The sequence below is a fragment of the Thalassobacterium maritimum genome, assembly GCF_031127805.1.
GTDB classification, from domain to species: Bacteria; Verrucomicrobiota; Verrucomicrobiia; order Opitutales; family Coraliomargaritaceae; genus Thalassobacterium; species Thalassobacterium maritimum.
In genome coordinates, this window is sequence record NZ_JARXHW010000116.1 from 1 (window position 1) to 2,310 (window position 2,310).

The 2,310-nt window shown below is 42.8% G+C and carries 2 protein-coding genes; both read right to left on the reverse strand.

Going from position 1 to position 2,310, the window contains the following annotated elements:
- Positions 1–353 precede the first annotated feature (353 nt).
- Positions 354–734, reverse strand: coding sequence for a hypothetical protein (locus QEH52_RS19365; RefSeq protein ID WP_308952606.1), 381 nt, complete (start codon positions 732–734; stop codon positions 354–356).
- Complete coding sequence (locus QEH52_RS19370; protein WP_308952607.1) at positions 731–1,369, reverse strand: SatD family protein; 639 nt, start codon at positions 1,367–1,369, stop codon at positions 731–733. The genes QEH52_RS19365 and QEH52_RS19370 overlap by 4 nt, the downstream gene beginning before the upstream one ends.
- Positions 1,370–2,310 lie beyond the last annotated feature (941 nt).

Sequence of the window (2,310 nt, forward strand, 5' to 3'; positions counted from 1 at the left end):
TAGAGCACTAAAGAAAAGGCCCAAACCTTTCCAAAGGTTGATGTGCCATCGATCAAAATTTAAGGTCTCAAAATCCAGAAAAAACAAAGGTAAAGTGAAGAAGAAAAACGTCGATAAAGCTGCTTAAGTCCGTGCCATTCCGACATGACCCGTTCGAGTTTTCCTGACCCGTTTTTCAGCCTCAAAGCAAAAACAATAGTAACGTTTCACAGGGAAAGCCCAAGAGAGATTTGTCGTTAACAATAGAGCTCCCCACCCCGACAACTCGAACCAGGGAAGCAGAGTCAATCTGAGCTATTGTGACCGCCTTGAATTATCACTCTGAAACCTTTGAATACCCAGAGCATCCTCAATCATTTAATGGCATGCTCACAAATTGAATCGATGAATTTCAATAATACATCATCTTCGAGCAGTTTCACATAACCAATCGCTACCGAAACCGATATCGCGTTTCCGAGTAAATAATAGTCATTAAATGCCTTTGCGCCTTTGTCTTGTTCATCATTTCGCTTTAGCCTAGTGCCTAATTTCAATGCACCGAAGAGCGTTAGTCCATGCGGATAACCATTCATTAAGCATATCACAAGAAACCCTCTTTCGATCATTCCCTTAAGTATCGAACTAAAATCGAAACCGAGTCTCTTATACACGAGCTGAGCAAGAATTGCATATCCGAATGCAATTAGAACCTCGGCAATCAGGAAAGTTAGAATCATCAATATGATACTCATATATTTTTAACTATGTAATTAATTAGCGATTTCATAGAGAAATACTCCTCTGTCATAAGTGTTTTACTCCTCTTATAGATTTGCGAGCGAGTTTTCCCCAAACTATCCGCGACTATCTTATAATCACGATGCTCTAGAAATTGAGCAATCAACTCATAATCTTTTTCCAGCTTCCAACTATCAACTATCGACTGAATAACTAAAAAAGCATGAGCCAACGCCCGAGTTGCCTCCCCATCGCTCAGATCTACATGAAATCTAAGTCCTTCCCTTTTTGACGAGTTAAGTAGCTCTCTTGCATCTGTCAGCCCTTGGCCCAGCATCCCATAAGCTATCTTTTGATTGATTGGTGTATCGATCTCTCCCTCTAACAAAACATACCGAAGTTTAAAATCTTGTTTATTCTTAATAATCGACTCTTCGATATGGTATAAAGCTAGAATTGCGTCAGATAAGCTACTGGGCACAGACTGAAACTCATCTCCTAAAGTAATTGTTATAGGTGACAGAAATGCATCTGGCATCTTTTTACTTGTTGAGCCAACAACCTTTTTGAATCCTTCCATTAGATCCTTTTGGTTCTTTTGCGAACTTTTGATAATGTCCGCCATCAAGATTATTTGTCGTTTTGGCATAATACTCATACTGATCAATAGATAAAGGACGAATTATGTCAACAAAACTGACATAGCGACGCCCACGTCAATAAAACTGACATATCGACACCCATGTCAATAAAACTGACATAACAACATTCATGTCAATAAAACTGACATAAGGTCAGATATGTCAATAAATCTGACATCAATCCAACAAGGGCGGGGGCAAACTAAGATGTCATGTCATTACCTTTGTGGTTAACGTATAGCCAGCATCCCCCACTCTTTTAAAATCATGGCTCGCAGTCTTCGAATTGAGAAAGAGAACGGCGTTTACCACATCATCAACCGTGGGAACTACCCTCCTTCGCTAAACGAGCTACGGCGGACATGCCGGCAGGATTGATTCATCAACGAAGGTGCCCACTTAGCATTCGAGAAGTGCTTATTTGAAGCCTGCGAGAAATGTGAATGGATACTTGAAGGATTTTGCGTGATGACCAACCACTTCCACTTGGTCGTCCGCACACCGAAAGGAAATTTGATCTATGGGATGTTCCGAGGCCTATTGCCGACAAGACCGGCTGCGTAGCAGACCGGAACAGTGGTTGCAGTCCACATTCGCGAATCGCTACCACAAGTTCCGCAAAGTGCACGGCAAGCTGTTTGCTCGCCAAGCTGCCCGAAAGGCACCCGCTTGACTCACCCGCGCTGCGGGCTACGCCATCTACGCACTGTCGTGCTCCGTCGAGGACGCTATAAGAGCTTAATCGTCGAAGAAGGCTCTAATCGAAGAAGTTGAGACGGCGGAAGAAAATGACGACAAAACGAAGGCATACAAAGAGCTGACCACAAAGGTAATGACATGACCCAAATGGCACGGACTTAAGCGGTTCGGGCGGTCAGAACGTAGGGGCGCGACTTGTCACAATGCCATTGCATATTAAAAATATGATAAGCCAGCAACAATATCTGTA